A 24,752-nucleotide genomic window follows, 5' to 3' on the forward strand; every position below is an offset into this window, starting at 1 on the left:
CGTGGCGATCTTAAGAGGACGATGCTATGCCGGGACATGGGTGAGACGTCGATTTTTTTACCGCCGCCATCGCCTTGACAGGCGTGGTGCGCCGGCTCTCGCAACCGGCGCCGAGAGCGGCGGGGACGCCGGCCGCGGCCCGTCGTATCGAGGAACCCCTGCATGCGGCGGCGAGGAAGCCCGTCGGACCGGCGACCGGCGGAGCTGGGCGAATTCCCCAACACCGGCAAATCCCTCATCGAGCCGCCGACTGTCGGAGCACGGCATCGATCGACACCAATCCACATGGCGGGAACAAGCAACCAAATGGTGGTACCCCCCGTCCGCGTCCCCCCGAGCCGCGGGCACCGCCGAATGCAAATCCCCCAGAACGGCATCAATCGGTCGACACGGAGGGCGGCCGAGCTCACGCTCAGTTCGCGGCGGAAGTGTCCGATGGGACTGAGGTAGCCCCCGGCACAGGCGTTTCGTGAGGATGTCATGGACCAGACCTTCCGCCCGTTGATCGATGCCCTGAAGCAGATGGGCATCGACGAGGACGCGGTGGATGCGGCGGCCGAATCCGCCGAGCGCAGCGGCAAGTCCGTGCGGGCGGTCCTCATCAGCGAGAAGATCGTCACCGAGGAGCAGTTGACCGAGGCGGCCGCGTACGCCTTCGGCCTGAACACCGTCGATCTGGTCGGCTACCCGCTCGAACCCGCCGCCCTCAAGCGCATCCCGCTCTCCGTCGTCCTCCGACACCGGGTCCTGGGCCTCAACATCGTCGACGACGAGCTGGTCGTCGGCGTGACCGACCCCGGCGACGTGGTGGCCCTCGACGACGTCCGGGCGGCCACCGGCATGACCGTACGCCCGGTGGTGGTGGCCCGCAGCGAGGTCCGCCGCATCATCGAGCGCCTGCAGCGCGAGGCCAGCGACCTCGGCGACCTCGCCGACACCTCGGACGACGACCAGGGCGGCATGACCGCGCAGGCCACCAGCGCCGACGACGCGCCGATCGTGCGCTACGTCAACAGCCTGATCGAGCAGGCCGTCCAGAACCGCGCCTCCGACCTGCACCTGGAACCGAACGAGGACGGCATGCGGGTGCGCTACCGCATCGACGGCGTGTTGCACGAGCTGGACACCGTGCCGCGCGGCGTCATGTCCGCGCTGACCTCCCGCCTGAAGATCATGTCGGGCGTCGACATCACCGAGAAGCGGGTGCCGCAGAACGGCCGCATCACCGTGATGATCCGCGACCGCAAGGTCGATCTGCGGACCGCGACCCTGCCGACGGTGTGGGGCGAGAAGATCGTGCTCCGGGTGCTCGACACCGGCGGCATCGATCTGGACATGAGCAAGCTGGGCTTCACCCAGCACAACCTCAACCGCTTCGCGGAGTCGTTCAGCAAGCCGCACGGCATGGTCCTGGTCACCGGCCCCACCGGCTCCGGCAAGTCGACCACCCTGTATGCGACCCTGGGCCGGATCAGTAAGCCCGAAATCAATGTCATCACGGTGGAAGATCCCGTCGAGTTCCGTTTGCGCGGTATCAACCAGGTGCAGGTCAACGCCAAGGCCGGCCTGACCTTCGCGGCGGTGCTCCCGGCCATCCTGCGTTCCGACCCCGACGTCGTGCTCATCGGTGAGATCCGGGACGGCAACACCGCCCAGATCGCCACCGAGGCGTCCCTGACCGGTCACCTCGTGCTCTCGACCCTGCACACCAACGACGCGCCGGGCGCGGTCACCCGCCTCACCGAGATGGGCATCGAGCCGTTCCTCGTCGGCTCGTCGCTGGACTGCGTCCTGGCCCAGCGGCTCGCCCGGCGGCTCTGCGACTGGTGCAAGGAGGCGTACGCGCCCACGGAGGAGGAGCTGGAGAACGCCCGCTGGCCGGTGCAGGACCTCAAGATCCCCGAGACGCTGTGGAAGCCGATCGGCTGCCGCGACTGCGCCAACACCGGCTATCGCGGCCGCATCGCGCTGCACGAGGTGATGCCCATCTCCCCGGAGATCGAGACGCTCACCATCCGGCGGGCCTCCTCCGGCGAGATCCGCGACGTGGCGATCGAGCAGGGCATGTACGACCTGCGCTCGGACGGCCTGGCCAAGGCGGCCGGCGGCCTGACGTCGGTCACCGAGGTGTCCCGTGTCGCGATCTGAGATCACCTGAGCGGGCCGCAGGGTACCCCCTTGGGGCCGAGGGCACGCATTTCTGGCGAAAAACGTCCTCAACCGGGTCGTCGCGATGCCGAATGAGGAGGGTCCAAAGACCATCGGGAGATTGTCGGTGCAGCAGATGTACACGCTCGACCACACGGTTCCGCAGCAGTCCGCTCCGTCCGAGCCTGCCGCGGATGACCTGGCCGTGCTCGACCAGATGCTGGTCACCCTCGTCGAGTCGCGCGGCTCCGACCTGCACCTGACGGTCGGCTCACCCCCGATGATCCGGGTCGACGGCGGGCTGCGCCCGCTCCCCGGATACGGCAAGCTCAACTCGGCCGACACCGCACTGCTGTGCCGCGCGGGCGTCTCCCCGGCGCAGTGGCAGACCTTCCAGCAGGAGCACGAGCTGGACTTCGCGCACAGCATCGTCGGCGTCTCCCGCTTCCGCGGCAACCTCTACATCCAGCGCAACTCCTGCGGCGCCGTCTTCCGCGCCATCCCGCACAAGATCAAGCCGCTGGACGAGCTCGGCATGCCGGAGTCGGTGTCCCGCTTCGCCCACCTGCCCCGCGGCCTGGTCCTGGTGACCGGCCCGACCGGCTCCGGCAAGACCACCACCCTGGCTTCGGTCCTGGACCTGGCGAACCGCAGCCGGGCGGCGCACATCATCACCATCGAGGACCCGATCGAGTTCCTGCACCCGCACAAGCGCAGCGTGGTCAACCAGCGCGAGGTCGGCGCGGACACCCACACCTTCGCCCAGGCGCTCAAGCACGCCCTGCGCCAGGACCCCGACATCATCCTCGTCGGCGAGCTCCGCGACCTCGAGACGACCGCGACGGCCCTCACCGCGGCGGAGACCGGCCACCTGGTGCTGGCGACGCTGCACACGCAGAGCGCCACCCAGACCATCGACCGCGTCATCGACATCTTCCCCCCGCACCAGCAGCTCCAGATCCGAGCCCAGCTCGCCGCCAGCCTCCAGGGCGTCGTCACCCAGGCCCTGGCCCCCCGCGCCGACAACAAGGGCCGCGCGGTGGTCTGCGAGATCCTCACGGCCACCCCGGCGATCCGCAGCCTCATCCGCGAGGGCAAGTCCCACCAGATCCCCTCGTTCATGCAGGCCGGCGGCAACGACGGAATGCTGGCCTTCGACCAGCATCTCGCCGAGCGCGTCCGCGAGGGCATCGTGACGGTCGACGCCGCCCTCGAGATCTGCCACTCCGCCGAGGAACTGAAACGCCTGATCGGAAGGGTGTGACATGCCGGCAACCAAAACCTTCCACTACAACAGCATCGACGCCTCCGGCCACAAGACGAAGGGCACGATCGAGGCGGCCAACGAGGCCGCCGCGACCCAGATGCTCAAACAGCGTGGCGAGACGCCGCTGGACCTGTCCGAGGCCGGCCAGGGCCTCAACAAGGACATCAAGATCCCCGGTCTCGGCGGCCGGACCAAGCTCAAGGACCTGGCGGTCTTCGCCCGGCAGTTCGCCACGATGACGGCTTCCGGCATGTCGCTGCTGCGTTCGCTGGCCATCCTGGAGGAGCAGACCTCGGCGGCCTCGCTGAAGAAGGCGGTCGGCGAGGTCCGCGCCGACGTTTCCGGCGGCGTCTCGCTGTCGACGGCGATGGCGAAGCACGACAAGGTCTTCCCGCGCCTCATGATCGCCATGGTCCGGGCCGGCGAGGCCGGCGGTATGATCGACCAGGCCCTCGAGCAGGTCGCCGAGAGCATGGAGAAGGACACGGCCCTCCGCGGCAAGATCAAGGCGGCGCTGACCTATCCCGCCATCGTGCTGTGCTTCACCTTCGTGATGATCGGCGCGGTGCTCAAGTTCATCGTCCCGATCTTCGAGGACATGTTCAAGAACCTGGGCGGCGAGCTCCCGGGCATCACGCAGTTCCTCGTCGACACCAGCCACAACATGTTCTGGATCGCCCCGACGTTCCTGACCGTGACGATCGGCGGCGCGGTCCTCTACAAGCGCCAGATCCGCACGAGCGCCGACTTCAGGCTCAAGGTCGACACGCTCAAGCTCCGGTTGCCGGTCTTCGGCTCGCTCCTCGGCAAGCTGGCGATGAGCCGGTTCTCCCGCAACCTGGGTCTGCTGCTCAACGTGGGCGTGCCGGTGATGCAGGCGCTCACCGTGGTCGGCGAGACCACCGGCAACGAGATCGTCAACCGGGCCATGCAGGACGTCCAGTCGGCCGTCCGTGACGGCCAGCCGATGTCGTCGGCCCTGCGCCATCACAAGGTCTTCCCGCAGATGGTCACACAGATGATCGAAGTCGGCGAAGAAAGCGGTCAAATCAGTCAGATGCTCGACAAGGTTGCCGATTTCTATGACAGGGAAGTCGACAGCGCCGCCGAGTCCCTCGCCGCCTCGATCGAACCGATCATGGTCCTCGTCATGGGAGGTGTGGTCGGCGGAATGGTGATCTGTCTGTACCTACCGATGTTCACCATCTACCAGAACATCCAGGGCTGACCTGGAGCAGTACCCGACCGGTCTCCGGTCGACGTCGGGCGCCCGAGCCCGGACAACCCCAACCTCGCCCACCCTGACGCCACAACGGAGGCACCTCCCATGCAGGACACCATCAGCCGACTGCGCGCCAAGAAGGACGACGAGGGCTTCACCCTCATCGAGCTTCTCGTCGTCGTGGTCATCATCGGCGTGCTGGTCGCCATCGCCGTGCCGGTCTACCTCAACTACCGCCAGGGCGCCGCCGACAAGTCGGCCCAGTCCGACGTGCGCGGCGCGATCAGCGCGGTCGAGCAGTACTACACCGAGAACGGCAACAAATACCCCGACGCGGCGGTCGCCGAATCGAACGAGGGCGAGGACGACGCCGACGAGACGTACCTCAACCTGGGCGACGGGCGGAAGGTCACGCTGTCGGAGCAGACGGAGCTCGGCTACGTCCCGGTCGGCGACGGATACCTGCTCTGCGCGCAGAACAAGAACGGCAGCGAGGACACGTGGTACCTGTACGACAGCAGCGCCGGCGGCTCCGTCACGCCCCAAGAGGGCGCCTTCGACTCCGGCACCTGCGCCTGACGTATCGGGTCGGGTGGCGCCAGCACCGGCGCCACCCCTTCACTCACTGACGAGGCCGAGGAGGACCGCCATGCCCCAGCCCTTGCTGTTCGGCATCGTCGCCCTGCTCGGTCTCGTCGTGGGTTCGTTCCTCAACGTCGTGATCCACCGGGTTCCGCGCGGCGAATCCCTGGTGCGGCCTCCGTCTCAGTGCCCGCACTGCGGCAACGGGGTCCGTGCCCGGCACAACGTCCCGGTGCTCGGCTGGATCATGCTGCGCGGCCGCTGCGCGGACTGCAAGGCACCCGTCAGCGCCCGGTATCCGCTCGTCGAGGCGGCCACCGGCGCGCTGTTCGTCGCCGTCGCCGCGAAGTTCGGGTGGTCGTGGGAGCTGCCGGCGTACCTCTACCTGGCCGCGATAGCGATCGCCCTCACCGCGATCGACCTCGACGTGCTGCGGCTGCCCGACGCGATCGTGCTGCCGTCGTACGCCGTCGCCCCGCTGCTGCTGATCCCGGCGGCGGTCGCCGGCGGAGGCTGGGACACCGTGGTCCGCGGCCTGCTCGCCGCCGCTCTGCTCTACGCGATCTACCGTGCTCTCGCGCTGGTGCCCCGGGGCATGGGCGGCGGCGACGTCAAGCTCGCGCCGCTGCTCGGCTTCTATCTCGGCTGGCTCGGCTGGAGCTCGGTCGCCGTCGGCGCCTTCGCCGCCTTTCTGCTCGGCGGCATCGTCGCCACCGTGCTGATGCTGCTGAAGGTCGCCGGGCGCAAGAGCCGCATCCCGTTCGGCCCGTACATGCTCGCCGGCGCCTTCCTCGCCGTGTTCGCCGCGGCGCCCATCGCCGACTGGTACACCTCCCTGCTCGTCCCCACCCTCTGACCCACCGAGGAAGGAACCGATGGCTGGCGTCACTCCGATCGGGCTGGACATCGGCTCGTCGTCCATCCGCGCCGTGGAGGTCCGCCGCGCGAAGGACGAGTTCAACCTGACCAACTTCGGTCAGGTCCCGCTGCCGCCCGGCACCGTGCAGAGCGGCACCGTCGCCGATCCCCTCGCCGTGACCTCGGCCCTCAAGCAGCTCTGGGCGGCGTGCAAGTTCGCCACCAAGAAGGTGCGGCTCGGCGTCACCAACCCGCAGCTCGTGGTGCGGGAGGCGTCGATCGCCAACCTCCCGGCCAAGGAGATGCGCAGCGCGCTGCCGTTCCAGGTGCGTGACATGCTCCCGCTCGCGGTCGAGCGCTCGCTGCTGGACTTCCGGCCGCTCGAGGAGCCCGGTGACAACGCCACCGTCCGCGGCCTGCTCGTCGCCATGCCCAAGGACGCGGTGATGGACCTCGTCCAGGCGGTCGAACGGGCCGGCCTGCACGTCGTCGACGTCGACCTCGCCTCGTTCGCCCTGCTGCGTGCGGCCTCCCGCCTGGACGCACAGGTCGAGGCGATCGTCGACATCGGCGCCCAGATCACCAGCGTGATCGTGCACGCCGACGGCGAGCCGCTCATCGTGCGTACCGTGCCGCGCGGCGGCGTGGAGATCACCGAGAGCATCGCCACCCGCCTGGGCATCCCGGCGCCGGAGGCCGAGGCGCTCAAGTGCCGCTACGGGTTGCACGGCGACGAGCGCCCGGACTCCGCCACCGCGGTCAGCGATGCGGTCCGTCCGCTGATCAGCGAGCTGCGGAGCTCGTTCACCTACCTGGCGTCGGGCGAGCGGCAGAAGCAGGTGACCCGCGTCGCGCTGTGCGGCGGCAGCGCGCTCATGCCCGGGCTGGCCGAGCAGGTCCAGAAGCAGCTCGGCGTCACGGTCGTCTATGCCGACAACGCGAGCCGTTTGCGTGACACCCGCAAGGCGAAGCAGCGCGGGTTCGACAGTTTCCTGCCCGCCGCCGCGGTGTCGATCGGCCTCACCCTGGGAGCGGCAGCCTGATGACCACCACCCTGATGCCCGTGGACCCCGCGGTGACCGCCCAGCGGGTCAACCGGGTCCTGACGATCTCGGCCAGCCTGCTGCCGGACGAGATCGTGGCCAAGCGGCGTAATCGGCGGATCCGGGGCCTGATGATCGCCTTCGTGCTCCTCGTCGCACTGGCCTGCAGCGCCTGGATCGTGCAGGCGAAGCGCCTGGAGCAGGAGGCCGATCGCGAGGTCACCGCCGCGAACGGTCAGATCGCGGCCCTGCAACGGGAGAAGAACAAGTTCGCGCCGGTGGTGAAGCTGCGCGACGAGGGCGACCTGCTCAAGAAGCAACTCCAGACAGTGATGGCGAACGACCTGGACTGGTCCGCGCTGTTGCATCTGCTACGGACCACCGGGCCGGACGACATCGTCGTCGACGGCATCTCCGGCAGCCTGGCCAAGGAGGGCGACAGCGAAGGGGCCACCACGTCCGGCACGTTGCCGAGCACGAGCAAGTCCGGTTCGCTCGGCACGGTGACCGTAACGGGGACCGCTCCCGACAAGAAGACCCTCGCTGCCTACGTGGACGCCCTCGCCGAGAAGACCACGGTCGGAAACCCGTTCGTCACCAGCGTCACTCGGGTCGACACCAAGAGCGACGACGAGACGAGCGGGGAAGAGACGAACGGGGAAGAGACGAGCGACGACGAGACGACGCTGGTCGAGTTCAGCGTCGACGTGGAGATCACCAAGGCTGCCCTGTGCGGCCGGTTCAGCAGCAAGTCCTGCGGAGGTAAGTGATGCGCACCGGACATGCCGGCCAACTCTGGATGATCTTCGGGTTCCTGGCCGCGGGTCTGCTCGTCGCCGTGACATATTTCGCGGTCATCATCCCGACCTCGGCCGACACCCAGGCGTTGGCCGACCAGACCGATAACTTCACGGCACAGACGAGCAAGCTCCGCAAGGACATCACCGCGCTCAAGAAGACGGAGAAGGACAAGAAGAAGCTCGAGGCGACCAGGAACGCGTATCGCAAGGCACTGCCGTCGACTTCCGGCATACCGGCCTTCCTGCGCCAGCTTCAGACGCAGAGCCTCAAGGTCGGCGTGGACGTCAAGTCGCTCACCGTCAGCACGCCGAAGGAGGTCAAGGGACTGGCGAACGTCTGGGACATCGCCATCCAGCTCAAGGCGGACGGCGACAAGGAGAAGCTCGACGACCTCCTGGAACTGCTGCAGGCCAGCAACCAGAAGCGTGCGGTACTGATCGAGTCGGCGTCCTTCGAGGCCGCCGAGGAGAAGGAGACGGAGAAGGACGAGGAGGCGGAGGACAAGGACGAGGACGAGGACGAGGACGAGGAGGAGCCGGATCAGCTCAGCATATCCATCCACGCCTTCGTGGCCCCGCCGGCCGGATCCGGGATGCCCTCGGTCACGACGGACTGAGCGATGGCGGACGTCGTGCACGGCGAGGACGTCCTCGACTGGCTCTCCGTCGCGGCCGCCGAACGCATCCTCGACGAGGCCGGCGGCGACCGGCACCTCCTGGTCGAGGTCGACCCGGCCAGTCCACCGCGCCGAACGGCCTGATTTCCCCGGAATCCTCAACCCGGGGCGCCGGCGATCGATAGGAGCGGTGTCAGCTCCATCTCAGTGAGGACAGCATGCCGACCGATCGAGCAGCCGCCGCCACGCCGCCGGGCGATGAGGGAATGTCGCTGCTGGAAGTGCTGGCGGCAATGTTCGTGATCGGCACGGTGATGGCTTCGATCGCGCCCTTCCTGGTCACCTCCGTGGCCCTGAGCGACCGGCAGCGCGCCGACCAGTCGGCCATCCAGGTCGCCAACGACGCGATCGAACGGGTCCGTGCGCTCTCCGCGGACTCCCTGGCGATCGGGCGCAGCAAGGCCGAGGTGCAGCGGCAGTGGAACGAGGCCCCGGAGAAGGTCGGCGAGCTGCTGGAATCCATGGAGCTGACCTGGGATGACTCGCTGTCCGACTTGTCGACGGAAGGGAGGAAGGCGGCGCTGCCGACCGAACCCATCGAGGTCGAGGTCAACAACGTCGTCTACCGCCAGCAGTGGTACCTCGGACGGTGCTGGCAGAGCAAGGCCGATGCCACTGCCACGCCGGCACCCAGCGCAACGCCGGCGCCGACCGAGAGCTGCAACAAGACCGTCACCGGTGTGAAGTTCCTGCGCGTCGTCGTCTCGGTGGACTGGAAGCACGCCGCGTGTCCGGACCAGTTCTGCCTCTACACCGCGTCCACGCTGATCAGCAACGCCGAGGACCCCACCTTCGACACCGTGCAGCCGCCGCCCACCGTGAAGACGGTTGTCGACCAGTTCTCGTACGTAGGCGACGTCCTCATGCTTCCGCACCACTTCCAGATCCTCTCGACGGGCGGCCGGCCGGCGCTCAAGTGGGTGGCTACCGGGCTGCCGACGGGGCTGGCCATCGACGTCGACTCCGGCGCGATCACCGGAACCTTCATGGAGGCCAAGACCTTCACGGTGGAGGTCAAGGTCACCGACAAGGACAACCGCAGCGACTACGACACCTTCACCTGGACCGTGACGGACAGGCTCACGCTGACCAACCCGGGCAAGCAGACGACCCCGCTCAACACCAACGTCACGCTCGCCATGGTGGTCGCCGGCGGGAAGGCGCCGCTGACGTGGACCCTGACCGGCCTTCCGGCAGGTTGGACGATCAACTCGTCCGGTGTCATCTCGGGCCGTTCTCCGGCGGTGACAACGCTGTACAGCGACGTCACCGTGAAGGTGACCGACTCGGGCGGCCAGCCACCCGCAGAGGTCAGTTTCGACTGGCTCATGGCGCCGCCGTTGAGACTCGCCCAGTTCACCCCGCCGGGAGTGGCGAACGGCACCTCCGTCAACTACGAGTTGGATGATGCCCTCACGGGTGCTGGAGTAGCACCCCTGACCTGGTCGGCCACCGACCTGCCCGACGGCCTGACGATCAACCCCAGCACCGGCACGGTCACGGGAACGATCCAGAACGGCACCCGGTATCTGACCACCATCACCGTCACCGACAGGATGGGTCAGCAGCAGACCATCACGGTGGTCGTGTCGGTGAGTACAGGCGGCGGCAACGACCTCAGGGTGACCTCCTCCCCCATTCCCAGCAAACCGGTCAATGTCACCATGACCCCGTACTCGGCGTCCGCCGTCCCCGCCGCCGGCCTCACCTGGACCGCGACGGGACTGCCCCTCGGGGTGACCATGACGACGGGCGGTGTGGTCAGCGGCAAGCCGGCTGCACGTGGCGTTTACCGCGTGCGACTCACGGCGAAGAACAAGTCCGGCGAGCTGGCCCACCTCATGTTCGACTGGACCATCACATGATGCGCCGGGATGGGCGGCCCGCCCGGGACGAGGATGGTTCGTCGCTCGCCGAGCTCATGATGACGATGATGCTGATGAGCGTGGTGATGGTCATGTTCACCACCGCCATCGTGCACGTCTACCGCTCGATCCAGACGACGGAAAGCCTGACGGACGCGCAATCCAAGGTCGCCATCGCGTTCCAGCGTTTCGACCGGCAGCTTCGGTACGCCTCATGGATCAGCGACCCCGTCGAGGAGAACGACATCTGGTACGTGACATTCGCCGGCCTGGAAGGCGAGAAATGTCGGCAGTTGCAGCTGGATCTGCAGCCGCCCGGCGCGGTCGCCACCGATTACAGGGGCGAGCTCAGGTTCCTCGAGTGGGAACCCGGCTCCCCGCCGGCCCCGGGCGCCCTGGGCAACACGATCGCCTCGGACATCTACACCGCGGAGATCCAGAACAACACGAAGAAGCCGTTCGAAAAAACCAAGGTCGACTCCACGCCTTACCCGTCGGCATCCGCGGGCAGCGACTTCAGACCGGACTTCCAGCGGCTACGCATCAACTTGGATACCAAGGTGGGAGACAGTACAGCCGGGATCGACGTCACGTACACCGCGGTCAACTCCGCCGACACCAAGGATGACGACGATCACGAGTGCAAGGAAGGGCAGCCCACGTGATGAGGAACCGCTTCTGGCTCCGCCGGGGGCGCCAACGCGCCGCCGGCCCGTACGGTGACAGCGGATCGATGCCGATGGCGATCATGGTCACCATCGTGGGCCTCGGGCTGACCGCCGCGATCTCGCCGGTCGTGGTCAACACCATCTCCACCACCCGCACCGCCGGACTGCGCACGGAGTCGATCGACGCCGCCACCGGGGGCCTCGACGCCGCCCTGGCCCAGTTCCGGTCCTCCGTGATCGGGCCCATCGGTGCGGAGGTGGGCAGTCTGGACGATCTGCCCCCGTGCGAGATCGCCGGCGTCGATCCCGCCACCGGCCTGCGCTATCGCGCGACGATCACCTACTACGGTCCGCCGGAGGAAGGCGACGACGAATCGACCGCGCTCCCGCTGGACTGCCCGCCGACGGAGGTGCCGACGAGGGCCGTGTTGACCGTGACAGGCAGCGGCGTTGCGGGCGCCGACCTCACCGAGGGCGCCCCGAACACCCGCACCGTCCAGGCCACGTACAAATTCAGGAGCAAGACCCAGAACATCAGCGGCGGCGCGATCCCTCTCGCCTCCCCCGCGACCAACCCTCTGTGCATGGACGGTGGAGAAAATCCGGCCCCAGGTACCGCCGTGTGGATGCGCAGGTGCAAGGAGAACGGCAGTGACGAGCAGCGGTTCTCCTACACCACGAACCTCAACATCAAGCTGATGAGCTCGGAGTCCACCGACTACCCGGAAGGCCTCTGCCTGGACGCCGGTTCTCCGCAGAGGAGCGGCAACGCTGTGGTGTTCCAGAAGTGCCTGGGCAGGCAGGCCCGCCAGCAGTGGAGTCTCGACAACAGCTCCATGTTCCGCGGCACCTCGGACGGCGTCACCCTCAACAACTTCTGCATCAATGCGGAGGACGCCGGAATCACCAGCAGGCTCGTTCTCGGTGGTTGCAGCGGCGCGACGAACAGGAACGTCTTCCGGCCGGAGGCGAAGGCGGGAGCCGGCATGGCGTCGGCGGCCACCGGACAGCTCGTCAACTTCCAGCAGTTCAGCCGCTGTCTGGACGTCACCAACCACAACCCGAACTGGCCCTACATGATCGTCTGGTTCTGCAAGCAGGCGCCCGACGGCAACGTCTCGTGGAACCAGCAGTGGTCTCTCCCCGCGCTGGCCACCAGCAAGGAGACCGCGGTGCCGGGACGTATTCGCACCGCGGGAAGCGGCAACCCCGGATACTGCCTGCGCCGGCCCGACAGCAACAACGGGTACGTCACCATGGTGTCATGCCCCGCCACGGACGCCAGGCCGCCCGCGGCGCTGCTGTGGACGATGTACGGCGAGACGGGTAACGCCGTGACGAGGTTCAGCGTCGTCGACAGCAACAACCGCTGCCTGTCGCCCACCGACCTGAAGGTGAGCAGTCCGGACACGCACACCGACGGCACTGCCAAGGTGATCGTGACCACGTGCTCCAAGGCGTGGCTCCAGAAATGGAACGCGCCGCCGAGCCTCGCCCAACCGAAGGCGCTGAGCGGCACCACGGAGAAGTAGGCGACGGCCGGAAACACAGCGTTGTGTGACGGTGGGTAGGCTCTCCGTATGTCCTATACGGTCCCGCCGACCCGTACGGCTGCCGTGGTGCGTCAGCTTCGCAACGAGATCGTCACGGGTGAGCTGCCGCCCGGCACGCTGGTCAAGGACGCGGAGCTCGCTGCCCGCCTCGGGGTCAGCATCACGCCGGTGCGGGAGGCGATCGCCCAGCTCTCGGTCGAGGGCCTGATCGACATCGCGCCGAACCGTACGCGCCACGTCACCAAGGTGACGCAGAAGAACGCCCTTGAGCTGATCGACGTGATGAGCGTCCTGGCCTGCGCGGGTTTCGAGTGGGGGGTGGAGAACCTCACCGCCACCCATCTCGATCTCATGCGTCAGCGCCAGCGTGAGTTCGTCGAGGGTCTGCGGGCGGGCAATGTGCTGGCGGCGGGCGCGGCCGGCGCGGACTTCAGCACCATCGTGATCCTCGCCAGCGGCAACCGCGAGCTGCAGTCCATGGTGGATCTCGTGGTCGCCCGTACGCTGCGGATATTGGCGATGGGTGCGGACAGCGACCTCTGGCAGACCTGGATCACGGGTCACGAGGAGGTTCTCGCCCTGCTCGAGCATGGCGAGAACCAGGCCGCCGTCGCCCGCTACAAGCAGATCTATGTGGACTTCCGGGTAAAAGTCGAGCGCGAGCTCCTCGGGGAGTGAGGCGCTAGATCGCGGCCAGTCGGGGCAGCAGCGGCCCCAGAAGATCAAGAGCACTCCGGCGTACGGCGTAGCGCGCGATCCCCCACCGTTCCCGGTTGCGGCGCACCGCCGCGACGATCTCGTCCTCGGTACCGACCAGCAAGAACGGCACCTCGCGGAGCTCGCTCACGCTCATGCCCAGCCGGTCGGCGTGCGCGCCGAGCACGGCCGGGGTGTCCTCGGTGATCTCGACGTGCTGGACCAGCGCCTCGAGCGCCGCGTCGCCGCCCTCTCGGGCCAGGGCGACCTGCGCGTCGATCTCGGCGAGCCGCCAGCGGGCCTCGTGCTGATGCCCGTCGGACTTCGTACGCCCGAAGCCGGTCAGCCCCACGATGTCGGCGCGCCCGCCCGCCCAGCGCAGCAGGCGTGAGTTCGCCGTGCCGATCAGCAGGGGGATCCGTTCCTGGACCGGCCGGGGCTTCTCGAGGAAGGCGTCGAGCATCGTCAGGCCGGGCGCGGCGACGGTGACCTTCTCGCCGGCGAGCAGCCGTACCGTGGCGTCGGCGACCGCGATGCAGCGGTCGACCCGGCCGCGCACCCCGGGCCGCACCCGCCCGACCGCGTCCCATTCGGCGGGGGTGTGACCGGCGCCGAGCCCGAGCACGGCCCGGCCGCCGGAGACCACGTCCAGGGTGGCGACATCCGCGGCGAGCAGCATCGGCTCCCGTACCCCGGCGTTCGAGACGTAGGACCCGAGCTTGATCCGACGAGTGACCGCGGCCGCCGCGGCGAGGGCGACGAACGGCGCGGCACAGGAGCCGGGATGGTCGGCGGCGAGCAGCGTGTCGAAGCCGGCGGCCTCGGCCCGGCGGGCGGTCTCGAGCCACTCCCGCGCGTCGAGCGGCTGGACCTGGAGCGCGAAGTCGGCCATCTCCTCATTCTGCCTTTCCCACTTTCGGCAACGATCTTTGCCTGTGCGGCGGCCGGCCGACGAGCCTGGCCTCCATGACCTCCTCCCCTCGATGGGCAGTCGCCGGCCTGGCGTTGTCGATGCTGCTGTCCTCCATCGGTACGAGCATCGCGAACGTCGCCCTCCCGACGCTGGCCGACGCCTTCGACGCCTCCTTCCCGGCGGTCCAATGGGTGGTCCTGACCTATCTTCTGGCCATCACCGTCGCGATCGTCGGCGCCGGCCGCCTCGGTGACACGCGGGGTCGCCGGCGGGTACTCTCCGCCGGGACGGCGCTGTTCACCGTGGCCTCGGTCCTGTGTGGCATCGCACCCACCCTCGGCACGCTCATCGCCGCCCGGGCGCTGCAGGGCCTGGGCGCGGCCGTCCTGATGGCCCTCACGGTGGCCCTGCTCCGCGACACGGTGCCGCGGGAGCGCACGGGCAGCGCCATGGGCCTGCTCGGCACCATGTCGGCGGTCGGCACCGCGCTCGGCCCGTCGCTGGGTGGCCTGCTGCTCGCCGGTCCCGGCTGGCGGTCCATCTTCGGCGTCCTGGCACCGCTGGGTGTCCTGAACCTCGTCCTCATCCACCGCCATCTTCCGGCGGACCACCGGCAGACCGAAGACCACGATTCCGGCGTACGGAGGACGCTTCTGCTCGCCGTCGGTCTCGGGGCCTACTCCCTGGCCGTGACGATCGGCGCCGGCGGCCTCACGCTGGTGCTACTGGCCGCCATCGCCGTCGGTCTGCTCGCCACACCGGCACTGCGGTCCCGGATCTCGCGCGATCCGGCGCTGAGCTCCGGGCTGGCCACCAACACGCTGGTCTCGACGGTGATGATGACGACGCTGGTGGTCGGGCCGTTCTATCTGTCCCGCGCCCTCGGCCTCGACGAGGCGCTCACCGGACTGGTCATGTCGGCCGGCCCGATCGTCTCCGCCCTCACCGGAGTCCCGGCGGGCCGCGTGGTCGACCGGCGAGGCGCGCCGTTCACCGTCCTCGCCGGGCTCGGCGCCATGGCCGCCGGCGCCCTCGCCCTGACGATCCTCCCGGCGCTGTGGGGCCTGGCGGGCTACCTCGTGGCGACGGCCGTCCTGACCCCGGGCTACCAGCTCTTCCAGGCCGCCAACAACACCGCCGTCATGCTGGACGTCCGCCCCGGCCGGCGCGGCGCGGTGTCAGGAATGCTCACCCTGTCGCGCAACCTGGGGCTCATCACCGGAGCGTCCGCGATGGGTACGGTGTTCGCGTACGCCATGTCGACGACCGACCTCACGACCGCGAGCCCCGGTGACGTCGCCTCGGGCATGCGGGTGGCCTTCGCGACCTCGACAGCTCTCATCGCGGTGGCGGTCCTCATCACGGTCGCCGGCGCGCACCGCCCGGCTGATCCACACCGGCGGCCCCTTCGGCATCGCTAACCCCGGCAAGCTCAAGGCAACCTCAAGTGAACCTCTGCGTACGGGCAACTCGTTGCACTCAGTTTCGGAGGTCACGCGCCGATGTCTTGCACCGGAGCCCCGCACCGCGCGGCTCCCCGGGACGTGAGGTGGGCGGGACGATGAGCGGCGGGCTGGGTACGACCGGGCGGGCCGACGCCGACGTACCCGAACTGACCGGTCTGGTGATCGAGGAGGTCCTCGGCCGCGGCGCCGCCACCACGGTGTTCCGGGCCCACCACGGGACCTCGCGCTACGCCCTCAAGCACGCCCGCCACGCCGCCGACGCGGGCTCCCTGGTCGCGTTCCGCCGGGAGGCCGCGCTGCTCGCCGGCGTCGACCACCCCGGCGTGCTGCGCCCCTGCGCGGCCGGGCTGTACGAGGGCCGCGCCGCCCTCGTCACCGAGCTGATCGACGGCCCGACCCTGGCCGACGCGCTGGCCGACGGGCCGCTGCCGCAGGAACGGGTGCTGACCCTCGCCGCCGAACTGGCCGGCGCGCTCGCCGCGGCGCACCGCACCGGCCTGGTGCACCGCGACCTCAAGCCGCAGAACATCATGCTGCCGCCCGGCGGCCCGGCCACCCTCATCGACTTCGGGCTGGCCGCGGCGGACGGCGGGGAGTCCGCCGAGCAGGCGGTCGGCACGTTCCGCTACACCGCACCCGAGCAGGCCGGGATGCTGCGGCGGCCGGTCGACGGCCGCTCCGACCTGTATTCGCTCGGCGTGGTGCTGTTCGAGTGCCTGGCCGGCCGGCCGCCGTTCGACGCCGCCGACACCGGCGAACTGCTGCGGTTGCACGCGGTCAGCCCGCCGCCGGACCTGCGCGAGCTGTGCCCGGACGCCCCCGACGAGCTGGCCGCGGTGATCCACCGGCTGCTGGCCAAGGACCCCGACGACCGGTTCCCCGACGCCCGGGAGCTCATGCTCGCCCTGCGCCGCTGCCGCGGCACGGACGCCGCCGACACCGCCGAGATCCCCGCCGCGGAGCTGCCCCTGGTCGGCCGGGACGCCGAACTTGCCGCACTGACCGCCCGTTGGACCGCCGCAAGGGACGGCGAGGGCGGAATGGTACTGGTACACGGCCCGGCCGGCGCCGGCCGTACCCGGCTGGTCGCGGCGCTTGCCGAGATCGTCACCGACACCGGAGGGGGCGCGCTGCGGGCTCGCAACGCGCCCGAGCCGGATGCCCCGCTCGCGGGCTTGCGCGCCGCGCTGGAGCGCTACGCGGACGGCGTACGCAGGCTGTCCGGTCCGGAACGCGACGCTGCCCGGGACCGGCTGCGGGCCGCCGCCGCGCCGGCCGGCGCCGCCCTGGTCCGCACCGCGTCGCCGGCCCTCGCCGACCTGCTCGGCGACGGCGCCGACGCGGCCGGCCAGGGCCGCGACGAGCAGTTCGCCGCCGCCCTGGCCACGTTCCTGGCCGAGCTGGCCCGCGGCTGCGGCGGCCTGCTGCTCGAGCTCGACGACGCGCACCACCTCGACGCCGCCACGCTACGGGTGCTGACCGCGGTCGCCGACGGGATCGCGGGCGTGCCGCTGCTCGTGGTGCTCACCGCGCCGGACGGGGCCGACCTCACCGCGGTGCGGGCCGCCTGCGGTGCCGCGCTGGACACGACGGTCCCCGTGCCGCCGCTCGCCGAGTGCGCCGTCACGGAGCTGGTGGCCTCCCGGCTGCCGGGCGCCACCGCGCCGGCGGAGCTCACCTCGCACGTCGCCGCGCGCAGCGGCGGCCTGCCGCTCGCCGCCGTCGAGTACCTGCGGGACCTGGTGGAGGGCGGCCTGCTGGTGCCGCACTGGGGCATCTGGCGGCTGGCGAGCGAAGGTCTGGACGCGCTGCCCGCCGGAGGCGGCCGTGAACTGATCGTCTCCCGGCTGGACGGGCTGACCGCCGGGCAGCGGTCGGTGCTCGCCGTGGCCGCCGTGCTCGGCAACCGGTTCCGGCTGGACCTGGTGGCCGCCACCGGTCAACTGCCGGGCGACCAGGTGGCGGCCGCGGTCGGCACGGCCGCGGCGCGCCGCCTCGTCGACGGCGGCGCGGCCGGCCGCTACACCTTCGTCCACCCGGGCGTACGGGAGGCGCTCCTCGCCGAGCTGCCCGCCGAGGAGGAGGGGCGGCTGCACCAGCGGGCCGGCGAGGCGCTCGAAGCGCTCGCCGAGGCCGATCGCGAGCTGGGGCACGCCTACGCGGTCGCCCGGCACCACGCGGCGGCCGGGGCGGTCAGCGGCGCCGAGGCCCGCTACCGCAGCGCCGTCGCCGCCGGCACCCAGGCCCTCGCCGACCAGGCCCCGGCCGAGGCCGTCGGCTATCTGGAGGCGGCCACCGCGGCCGCCGCCGAGCTGGGCCGGCCGGTACCCACGGCCGTGGCGCACGCGCTGTGCCGGGCCTACCTGCGGACGGGCCGGTTCGCCGAGGCCCGCGACGGGCTGCGCCGGGCGATCGCCGCCGAGCCCGACCCGCACGCCCGGGCCGAGCTGTGGGCCACCCTGGCCGAGCTGGAGCACACCTCCTGGGCGGACGCCCCCTCCGTCGAGGCGGCCACCCGGGCGCTGGCCGAGCTGGGTCACCCGGTGCCGCGCCGGGCCCTCCCGCTGGTGCTGTCGGCGCTCGGCGCCGCGGTCGCGGGCGTGCTGGTCCGGCGCACCGGCATCGGGGCCGGCACGGCGACCGGCCGGCGCCGGGAGGACTTCCGCCGCCGCGCCGAACTGCTCGACGCCGCCGCATACGGCTCGACGATCGGGCTCCGGATGATCCGCGCGGCGCTCTACGCGCTGCGCTCGCTGTACCTGGTGAACCGGCTCGGGCCCGGCGCGCCGTACGCCCGGGTGTACGCCATGCTCGGCTTCTTCTGCGCCCTGGCCGGGCTGCGCCCGGTCTCCCGGCACTGCTTCGCCCGGGCCGGCGACGCCGCCGCGATGGTCGGCGACCCGGCACTGAAGGCGTACGTCTCCTGGCTGCTCGGCACGGCCACCCACCTCTCCGGGGGCGACGACGGCAGTTCGTGGGAGCGGTCGATCCACCGCGACGCCCGCTGGCTTGCCCCGGCGCAGTTCCTCACCGGCTACGGCTGGATGGGCATCCGGCAGTTGCTCCGCGGCTACGCAGGCACGGCCGGCACCACCCACCAGCGCGGCCTGGCGCTGCTGCCGCCCAGCACCACGCACCTGACCGCGGACTTCTTCTCGCTGCTCGGGGCGATGACACCGGCGTTGCAGGGCCGGCACGGCGACGCCGCCGAGGCCCTGGCCGCCGTGCGGGAAGCCGTCGCGCACGGCGCGTCGGTGTCGCAACGCGCCAACATCGCCGTCGCCAGCCTGTTCCTCGCGCTGGAGCAGGGTGAGTTCGGCGCGCCGTTCGACGACGCGGTGGCCGAGTTCGAGGAGCTGCGGCTGACCCGCAGCGAGATGTTCGTCTTCCACCACTGGTTCTACGTGTTCCGGGTCGCCGGCCGGCTGGCGCAGGTGCGGCTCGCCGACGACGCGGACCGGCCGGTCCGGCTCGCCGCCGCCCGCAAGGCCGTACGCGAACTGCGGAGCATCGCCCGTACCCCGCTGATCAAGGCCTCGCACGACGTGGCGCGAGCCGCGCTCCTGGAGCAGTCCGGCCGCGCCGAGGCGGCGATCGCCGCCGCATACCGGGCGGAGGCCAAGTGGTGGTCGCTGGACGCGCCGCTGCTCAACTTCGACCTGGCCCGGATCCGCGCCCGGGCGATGCGCCGGCTGGGCCGGGTCGCGGAGTCCGAACGGCAGGCCGAGCTGGCCGCGAGCATGGCCGAGACGCACGGCTGGGAACACCGGATCCGTCAGGTACGCGCCGAGTTCGGCGTCGACCGGGCCCGCTCCGCCGAACGGTACGGCCACGCCGGCGCCCGGCTCGCCGACCCGCAACGCAACCGCCGCCTGGAGGCCCTGCAGCAGGTCAGCGTCGCCGCCGCCACCGTCCTCGACCCGGACCAGTTGGCCCGCGTGGCCCTCGACGAGACGCTGCGCATCCTCGGCGGCGAGCGCGCCCTGCTGTTCATGCGCGACGACGCCACCGGCAAGCTGCGTCGCTTCGCCGGCCGGGACGCAGGAGGGGCGGACCTCGACACGGTCACCGACTACGGCTCCACCCTGATCCACCGGGTGCACGACACCGGCGAGGCGGTCGTGGTCACCGGCACGGACCAGGGCGCCGCACTCGGCTCGCACAGCGTCGTCGCCCACGGCCTGCGCAGCATCATCGTCGCCCCCGTCCTGCTCAAGGGGCGCCTCACCGGCGTGGTCTACCTGGACAGCCGGCTCGCCCGCGGCGTCTTCACCTCCGACGACATCGACGTGCTGACCGCCGTCGTCAGCCACGTCGCCGTCGCCCTGGAGACCGCCCGCGCCGCCCAGCTCGACGTCGCCGTACGCACCGCCCGCCACCAGCAGGAACTGGCCGAGCTGCTGCGCACCAGCCTGGCCGAGCTGAACGCCCTGCACCAGCCCCGGCAGGTCCTCGACCGTCTCTTCGCCACCCTGGCCGAGAACGCGGCCGCCACCGGCGGCACCCTGCTGCTGCCCGACCCGCTGGACGGCGCCCTCACCGTGGCCGACGTGTACGGCGACACCGACCCCCGCCACCTGGGCGGTCGCCACGAGGGATTCGACGCCGCCGACGCTCCCGAGGCGGGCCCGGTCCCGGCCCCGCTCCGCGACATGCTGGACCCGGCCGACGCCGCCCTCGTCGTCCCGCTCGTCGCCCGCGACCGCCTGGCCGGCATCGTGGTCCTCACCGCGGCATCCTTCGACGACAGCCGGCGCGACATCTCGGCCGCCCTCGCCAGCCAGGGCGTCAGCGCGTACGACAACGCCCAGCTCTTCAGCCGGGTGCAGGAACTGGCCACCATCGACGGCCTCACCGGCATCGCCAACCGCCGCCACTTCCACGACCTCGCCGGCAGCCTGGTCGACGTGTCCCGCCGCAATGGCCGCCAACTCGCCGCGGTGATGCTCGACATCGACCACTTCAAGCAGGTCAACGACGCGTACGGGCACGGCGCCGGCGACGACGTCATCACCGAGGTGGCGCGGCGGGTCGCCGCCGGCATCCGTTCCTCCGACGTCCTCGGCCGCTACGGCGGCGAGGAGTTCGCGGTGGTCCTTCCCGACCACGCGGGCGCCGATCTGGAAGTGGTCGAGCGGATACGAGCGGCCGTCGAAGCCACCCCGGTGGACACGAGGGTCGGCCCGATCGCGGTGACGATCAGTGTCGGCCTGGCCCGCCTCACCGCCGAGGACGACGGCCTGGACGCGGTGCTGGCCCGCGCCGACCACGCCCTCTACCGAGCCAAACAGGCCGGCCGCAACCGGGTCGCCCACGACTGACGGTTCAGCCTGCCGGCGGGTGGGCCTTCAGCCAGGCGTCCGCCCGACGCGCCGATGCGCGGGACAGCCACGCGTCCTGGATCAGCTCGGCGAGCTCCCCGCGCGTCAGCTCGCCGAGCCGGCCGGCCCGCAGCAGCACCGACAGATGGCCGTTGAAGTGTGCCGTCGTGAAGAACGGCGACGTCTCGTCCCGGATCAGGGCCTGTTTGTCCGCCTCCGACTCGACCCAGAAGACGATCACGTCCGCATAGCGCTCCCCGGTGTCGGGGTCGACCGCGTCCGGGCGGGGGTTGCGGAAGAAGATGAACGACTTCCGGCCTACCTGATAGACCGGGTTGTCGCCGCCGCCGTACTCGACGGTCACATAGGGCATGGCCAACGCCAGCTCATGGACGTCCTCGACACGAGCCGGCCGGTCCTCGTCACGCGACACGTACCACCGTATCCGACGCCCGTACGCCGCCGTGCGGTTCGTTTCATCACCGCGCCGGCATGATCGCTGGAGCGGGTGCGGATGAGTCCGCGATGCAGGCCTAAGATGTGACTCGTGGAACGCGATCCGGGTCGCGATCGCGAGCTCGCCGACCGCGAGCGGCGCCTCGACGAGCGGGAGAAGCTCGCCGACGAACGCGAAGCCGCGGCCGACCAGCGAGAGGTCGATCTCGAGCAACGGTCGTCCGAGGCCGACCGGCGCGATGCGGCGGCACGGGAACGCGACATCCGGGCAGAGGAACGGGAACGGCTTCTCGATGAACGTCATCGTGAGGCGACGACTCGGGACCAACGCGCCGATCTCCGGGAAGCCTTGGCAGACGAGCGTGACGCGGCCGCCGACGAGCGAGAACGACTTGCGGACCTACGAGAGAAATCCGCCGACGAGCGTGACCACGCCGCTGATCAGCAACAGATCGAGGCGGAGTTGCGCGACTGGAACAGGACCGGCCGGTAGAACGAGCTCCAGCGCGCCCTACGACACGTCGGAACCCTCACGCAGGCCGACGCAGTCGTGCTCCCAGAAAGTGTCCGAGTAGACGAACGTCCCGGTCATCCAGGGCTCGAATGTGGACAACTTCACCACCTGAAAGGCCCCCTCGGGAATCCGCAACGACGGCTTGCGGAATCCCTGTCCCCCGGCCGGGCTGAAGCCTAGGCGGGAGTAGTAGCGAGGATCGCCCTCCAGGAACACCAACGGGACACCACGCTCGTCGAGCCGCTGCAGACCCGCACGAACGAGCGCGGAACCGATGCCACGGCGTTGCCACCGCGGCGCGACCGCGAGCGGACTCAGCGACTGCACCGCCACGAGCCGCCGCGGGGCATCGAGCAGCGCACGGCTGAACAGGACATGCCCGACCACCTCGCCCGCTTCCTCGGAGACCAACGACAGCGCGCCGGGATCATCGCGTCGCAGGGCGTCGACGAGCCGGGCCACCGTGCCTGCGGAGGGACTCCAACGTCGTCCAGGAGGGACCGACAGTGAACTGCGTCGACTGCACGGTCAGCCCGGTGTCGGAAAACGCCTATACGTGTGCGTCGGTAGTGTGCGCAGGAACCTACTGGGTTGGAAACATCTATTTCCTGTCCGCCCCCACGGGCTGGGTCTGGCCTACTGCTCCGCCCAGTTGTATCGGCGCGGGAACCGCACCCTACCGGTCGATCCAATGTGCCGTAGTCTCAAACACCGTAACCATCTCGCCGGTCGATTGACACGCCGCACAGCGGGCGAGGCACTATGCCGCCCCGGGAAAGTCAGCCTGATAACCGGGCCCAGCATTCCCTCGAGCGAGTGCCGAAACCCGGCTGCATCGATACTATGGTGACCTTCGCGGGCCACGGATCGCCGGCCCGACGTATGTCAACAGTCGCTGTCGGGAACCGTTGTCCGGAGGATGACGATACGACCAAGGGATGTGCCGCTGTGGACGTTGCTGACGTGACGAAGGTGGTTGCCGCGGCATTGCGGACTGGCGCGGCACGCGCGGAGCAGGCACCGACGCCGCTGGCTGCGGCTCTGCGCTCGCTGCGCGAAGCCCTCGCAAGACACCTCGATGGCGACCCGGAGACCGATGGTCCAGATGCGGAGCGTTTGCAAATCCGGTTGATCGATCTACCCGAAACCGCTCTTGAGGATCTTTTGCACCTCGGGTACGCAGTGCTGGTGCTGACCGACCCCAAGGGAATGTCGGCAGGTCGATACTGGATCACCGGCTCCAGGAACAAGCACTTCGAACTTTCCGAGGCATCTACCCCGACCAACCCAGCTCAGATGCTGGTCAGAACAGGGACCCGCAGTCAAACCGCACAGCCTCATCCCAGCGACCTGATCCGGCATCGTGAGCAGGCGGTCGCCGACCGGGAGCGGCTCCTGGGCACCGACCACCCCGACACCCTCACCGCCCGTTGCGACCTCGGACTCGCGTACGCCTCGGTCGGACGCACCGCTGAAGCCACACACTTGCTGCGACAGGTGATCGCCGACCGGGAGCGGCTCCTGGGCACCGACCACCCCGACACCTCCACCGCTCGAGCACATCTTGTCCTCGCGGAATCCTCAGGGCGCAAACACCCACCTCCAGCAGGACTGGCATGAGGCGGATGGCACCGATGTAGTCACAGGCCCGCCGCAGCGTGTCGACCAGTGCGACCGCATGGGTCTGAGTAGCCGCGACGAGGAGTCGGCGACCGTGGCATGGCCTACGTCTGCGGCGGTGGCAACCACACAACCAACTCGCCATCAACAAGCCTTTCCTGATCAACAGCCCTAAGCATCCGCGGCGGCGTCCGGGGTCAGGTAGGTGCGAGCGATCGCGCCGGGGTGCGCACCCGCAGGCCGGCGACAAGCCCGCCGGTCACCACCAGCACCCCGGCCACCTGCAACGGCTGCGGCACGACGCCGTCGACCGCCGCCAGTGTCAGCAGTGCGAACACCGGCACCAGCCCCACGAACACCCCGGCGCGCTCGATGCCGAGGCCGTTGACGCCGGTGTACCAGGCCACGAAGGCCAGCACGGTCAGCACCAGCCCGAGGAAGAGCAGGCTGCCGGCCTCCGCGGCCGTTGGCGTCCGGGGTGCCTCACCGGTGGCGGCCATCCCCAGGACCAGCATCGGTACCGCCAGAGCCGTGCTCCACGCCGACACCCGTACGGCGCCGAGGCGGGGCAGCAGCGGCGCGGCGAACAGCGAGAACGCCGCCTCGGCCACCAGCAGCCCGAGTGCGCCGAGGATGCCGTACGCGTCCGCCGAGCCGCCGCCCTGCACCAGCGCCGCGCCGACGACCACCACGCTCGCGGAGGCGACCAGCCGCAGCGCCGGGCGGCGGCCCTCCTGGAGGGGACCGAGGAGCGCGAGCAGCAGTGGGCTGCCGCCGACGATCGTGCCGACGACGGCCGGGTCGGCGTGACGCAGCGAGAACAGCAGCAGCAGGTTGAACGCGACCAGCCCGGTCGCGGCGACCGCGGCGAGCCGGACGAACTCGCGCGCGGTCGGGCGCACGCGGCGGCGGCCGGCCGCGACGACGGCGAACAGCGCCAGGGCGGCGACGCTGTAGCGCATCGCCTGGCCGGACAGCGCCGGGTAGGACAAGATCTCGCGGCTGACCGTGAAGGAGCCGCCGAGGATCGCCGAGGTGGTGACGCACATAGCCACGTAGCGGTTGATCACGGCCAATACGCTA

At 70.2% G+C, this 24,752-nt stretch carries 21 protein-coding genes; 17 read left to right on the forward strand and 4 right to left on the reverse strand.

The window, feature by feature from the left end; genetic code table 11:
• The first annotated feature begins 480 nt into the window (after positions 1-480).
• From EDD30_RS13605 to EDD30_RS13660, 13 genes are all read left to right on the forward strand, one after another.
• Positions 481-2,148 (forward strand): GspE/PulE family protein, encoded by a 1,668-nt coding sequence (locus EDD30_RS13605; protein WP_071802768.1) that lies wholly within the window; start codon positions 481-483, stop codon positions 2,146-2,148.
• 136 nt (positions 2,149-2,284) lie between these two features.
• Positions 2,285-3,412, forward strand: coding sequence for a type IV pilus twitching motility protein PilT (locus tag EDD30_RS13610; protein WP_071802823.1), 1,128 nt, complete (start codon positions 2,285-2,287; stop codon positions 3,410-3,412).
• 1 nt (position 3,413) lies between these two features.
• The gene (locus tag EDD30_RS13615) at positions 3,414-4,643 is read left to right on the forward strand and encodes a type II secretion system F family protein (RefSeq protein WP_071802769.1); all 1,230 of its coding nucleotides are present in this window, start codon (positions 3,414-3,416) and stop codon (positions 4,641-4,643) included.
• A 99-nt stretch (positions 4,644-4,742) separates the two neighbouring features.
• The gene (locus EDD30_RS13620) at positions 4,743-5,216 is read left to right on the forward strand and encodes a prepilin-type N-terminal cleavage/methylation domain-containing protein (protein ID WP_071802770.1); all 474 of its coding nucleotides are present in this window, start codon (positions 4,743-4,745) and stop codon (positions 5,214-5,216) included.
• Between the two features lie 70 nt (positions 5,217-5,286).
• Positions 5,287-6,075 (forward strand): prepilin peptidase, encoded by a 789-nt coding sequence (locus EDD30_RS13625; protein ID WP_071802771.1) that lies wholly within the window; start codon positions 5,287-5,289, stop codon positions 6,073-6,075.
• 19 nt (positions 6,076-6,094) lie between these two features.
• Complete coding sequence (pilM, locus tag EDD30_RS13630) at positions 6,095-7,120, forward strand: type IV pilus assembly protein PilM (RefSeq protein WP_071802772.1); 1,026 nt, start codon at positions 6,095-6,097, stop codon at positions 7,118-7,120.
• Complete coding sequence (locus EDD30_RS13635) at positions 7,120-7,890, forward strand: PilN domain-containing protein (protein ID WP_071802773.1); 771 nt, start codon at positions 7,120-7,122, stop codon at positions 7,888-7,890. Before pilM ends, EDD30_RS13635 begins: the two co-directional genes overlap by 1 nt.
• Positions 7,890-8,537, forward strand: a complete 648-nt coding sequence (locus EDD30_RS13640) for a hypothetical protein (RefSeq protein ID WP_071802774.1) — start codon at positions 7,890-7,892, stop codon at positions 8,535-8,537. The genes EDD30_RS13635 and EDD30_RS13640 overlap by 1 nt, the downstream gene beginning before the upstream one ends.
• A 3-nt stretch (positions 8,538-8,540) precedes the next feature.
• Entirely contained in the window at positions 8,541-8,681 is a 141-nt protein-coding gene (locus EDD30_RS39095; protein ID WP_170047060.1) for a hypothetical protein, read from the forward strand.
• A gap of 74 nt (positions 8,682-8,755) precedes the next feature.
• Positions 8,756-10,462, forward strand: a complete 1,707-nt coding sequence (locus EDD30_RS13645) for a putative Ig domain-containing protein (RefSeq protein WP_084556040.1) — start codon at positions 8,756-8,758, stop codon at positions 10,460-10,462.
• A 59-nt stretch (positions 10,463-10,521) separates the two neighbouring features.
• Entirely contained in the window at positions 10,522-11,127 is a 606-nt protein-coding gene (locus EDD30_RS13650; protein ID WP_143162521.1) for a hypothetical protein, read from the forward strand.
• Complete coding sequence (locus EDD30_RS13655) at positions 11,127-12,662, forward strand: RICIN domain-containing protein (protein WP_071802777.1); 1,536 nt, start codon at positions 11,127-11,129, stop codon at positions 12,660-12,662. The genes EDD30_RS13650 and EDD30_RS13655 overlap by 1 nt, the downstream gene beginning before the upstream one ends.
• Before the next feature lie 48 nt (positions 12,663-12,710).
• A complete protein-coding gene (locus tag EDD30_RS13660) occupies positions 12,711-13,361 on the forward strand; it encodes a GntR family transcriptional regulator (protein ID WP_071802778.1) in 651 nt (216 codons plus the stop codon).
• A gap of 4 nt (positions 13,362-13,365) precedes the next feature.
• Here EDD30_RS13660 and EDD30_RS13665 read toward each other — a convergent pair whose 3' ends face one another.
• Positions 13,366-14,271 carry an LLM class flavin-dependent oxidoreductase gene (locus tag EDD30_RS13665; RefSeq protein ID WP_071802779.1) on the reverse strand — a complete coding sequence of 302 codons (906 nt, stop codon included), beginning with the start codon at positions 14,269-14,271 and terminating at the stop codon, positions 13,366-13,368.
• A 74-nt stretch (positions 14,272-14,345) separates the two neighbouring features.
• On the opposite strand from EDD30_RS13665, the gene EDD30_RS13670 reads away from it, so the two are divergent.
• Both EDD30_RS13670 and EDD30_RS13675 read left to right on the forward strand, forming a co-directional pair.
• Positions 14,346-15,713 (forward strand): MFS transporter, encoded by a 1,368-nt coding sequence (locus EDD30_RS13670; RefSeq protein WP_071802780.1) that lies wholly within the window; start codon positions 14,346-14,348, stop codon positions 15,711-15,713.
• 140 nt (positions 15,714-15,853) lie between these two features.
• Positions 15,854-21,079 (forward strand): diguanylate cyclase, encoded by a 5,226-nt coding sequence (locus tag EDD30_RS13675; protein WP_071802781.1) that lies wholly within the window; start codon positions 15,854-15,856, stop codon positions 21,077-21,079.
• A gap of 4 nt (positions 21,080-21,083) precedes the next feature.
• Here the strand turns inward: EDD30_RS13675 and EDD30_RS13680 are convergent, their stop codons facing one another.
• Positions 21,084-21,512 carry an MmcQ/YjbR family DNA-binding protein gene (locus tag EDD30_RS13680; protein WP_244945240.1) on the reverse strand — a complete coding sequence of 143 codons (429 nt, stop codon included), beginning with the start codon at positions 21,510-21,512 and terminating at the stop codon, positions 21,084-21,086.
• Positions 21,513-21,626: 114 nt separating this feature from the next.
• Here EDD30_RS13680 and EDD30_RS38260 point away from each other — a divergent pair, with 114 nt between their 5' ends.
• The gene (locus EDD30_RS38260; protein WP_071802782.1) at positions 21,627-22,028 is read left to right on the forward strand and encodes a hypothetical protein; all 402 of its coding nucleotides are present in this window, start codon (positions 21,627-21,629) and stop codon (positions 22,026-22,028) included.
• An 18-nt stretch (positions 22,029-22,046) separates the two neighbouring features.
• Here the strand turns inward: EDD30_RS38260 and EDD30_RS13685 are convergent, their stop codons facing one another.
• Positions 22,047-22,511, reverse strand: coding sequence for a GNAT family N-acetyltransferase (locus tag EDD30_RS13685; protein WP_071802783.1), 465 nt, complete (start codon positions 22,509-22,511; stop codon positions 22,047-22,049).
• Between the two features lie 486 nt (positions 22,512-22,997).
• On the opposite strand from EDD30_RS13685, the gene EDD30_RS13690 reads away from it, so the two are divergent.
• Positions 22,998-23,669 (forward strand): tetratricopeptide repeat protein, encoded by a 672-nt coding sequence (locus EDD30_RS13690; protein WP_244945241.1) that lies wholly within the window; start codon positions 22,998-23,000, stop codon positions 23,667-23,669.
• A gap of 197 nt (positions 23,670-23,866) precedes the next feature.
• Here the strand turns inward: EDD30_RS13690 and EDD30_RS13695 are convergent, their stop codons facing one another.
• Positions 23,867-24,739, reverse strand: a complete 873-nt coding sequence (locus EDD30_RS13695; RefSeq protein ID WP_143162523.1) for a DMT family transporter — start codon at positions 24,737-24,739, stop codon at positions 23,867-23,869.
• Between the last annotated feature and the right edge of the window lie 13 nt (positions 24,740-24,752).

It is taken from the genome of Couchioplanes caeruleus, from assembly GCF_003751945.1.
Classification (GTDB): Bacteria; Actinomycetota; Actinomycetes; order Mycobacteriales; family Micromonosporaceae; genus Actinoplanes; species Actinoplanes caeruleus.

Coding starts and splice junctions, on each gene's coding strand:
- EDD30_RS13605 (WP_071802768.1), top strand. CDS start 481: ATGGACCAGACCTTCCGCCCGTTGATCGATGCCCTGAAGCAGATGGGC.
- EDD30_RS13610 (WP_071802823.1), top strand. CDS start 2,285: ATGTACACGCTCGACCACACGGTTCCGCAGCAGTCCGCTCCGTCCGAG.
- EDD30_RS13615 (WP_071802769.1), top strand. CDS start 3,414: ATGCCGGCAACCAAAACCTTCCACTACAACAGCATCGACGCCTCCGGC.
- EDD30_RS13620 (WP_071802770.1), top strand. CDS start 4,743: ATGCAGGACACCATCAGCCGACTGCGCGCCAAGAAGGACGACGAGGGC.
- EDD30_RS13625 (WP_071802771.1), top strand. CDS start 5,287: ATGCCCCAGCCCTTGCTGTTCGGCATCGTCGCCCTGCTCGGTCTCGTC.
- pilM (WP_071802772.1), top strand. CDS start 6,095: ATGGCTGGCGTCACTCCGATCGGGCTGGACATCGGCTCGTCGTCCATC.
- EDD30_RS13635 (WP_071802773.1), top strand. CDS start 7,120: ATGACCACCACCCTGATGCCCGTGGACCCCGCGGTGACCGCCCAGCGG.
- EDD30_RS13640 (WP_071802774.1), top strand. CDS start 7,890: ATGCGCACCGGACATGCCGGCCAACTCTGGATGATCTTCGGGTTCCTG.
- EDD30_RS39095 (WP_170047060.1), top strand. CDS start 8,541: ATGGCGGACGTCGTGCACGGCGAGGACGTCCTCGACTGGCTCTCCGTC.
- EDD30_RS13645 (WP_084556040.1), top strand. CDS start 8,756: ATGCCGACCGATCGAGCAGCCGCCGCCACGCCGCCGGGCGATGAGGGA.
- EDD30_RS13650 (WP_143162521.1), top strand. CDS start 10,522: ATGACGATGATGCTGATGAGCGTGGTGATGGTCATGTTCACCACCGCC.
- EDD30_RS13655 (WP_071802777.1), top strand. CDS start 11,127: ATGAGGAACCGCTTCTGGCTCCGCCGGGGGCGCCAACGCGCCGCCGGC.
- EDD30_RS13660 (WP_071802778.1), top strand. CDS start 12,711: ATGTCCTATACGGTCCCGCCGACCCGTACGGCTGCCGTGGTGCGTCAG.
- EDD30_RS13665 (WP_071802779.1), bottom strand. CDS start 14,271: ATGGCCGACTTCGCGCTCCAGGTCCAGCCGCTCGACGCGCGGGAGTGG.
- EDD30_RS13670 (WP_071802780.1), top strand. CDS start 14,346: ATGACCTCCTCCCCTCGATGGGCAGTCGCCGGCCTGGCGTTGTCGATG.
- EDD30_RS13675 (WP_071802781.1), top strand. CDS start 15,854: ATGAGCGGCGGGCTGGGTACGACCGGGCGGGCCGACGCCGACGTACCC.